Below are 367 nucleotides of genomic sequence, written 5' to 3' on the forward strand. Positions count from 1 at the left end.
CGGATGCTCCAGGAATACACCGTCTTCATCACCGACTGGGCCGATGCCAAGACCGTGCCGCTTCACGAAGGGCGCTTCGACCTCGACGATTACATCGACTACCTGATCGCCTTTCTCGAGCATATCGGCGAGGAAGGCGGCGATCCGCGCCCGCATGTCATGGCCGTCTGCCAGCCGTCGGTGCCCGCCTACGCCGCCACGGCGATCATGAACGCGAATGACCATCCCAACCGACCCAGGACGCTGACCATGATGGGCGGTCCGATCGACACGCGCGAATCCCCGACCACGGTCAACGATTACGCGATGGAGCGGCCGATCGGCTGGTATCGGCAGAACGTGATCGCCACCGTGCCGATGAACTATC

At 62.9% G+C, this 367-nt stretch carries 1 pseudogene; it reads left to right on the forward strand.

What is annotated here, in order from left to right:
* Positions 1 to 367 (forward strand): annotated as a pseudogene (locus AB1L30_RS00950) (polyhydroxyalkanoate depolymerase); the annotation flags it as partial.

Source organism: Bremerella sp. JC817 (genome assembly GCF_040718835.1).
Lineage (GTDB): Bacteria > Planctomycetota > Planctomycetia > Pirellulales > Pirellulaceae > Bremerella.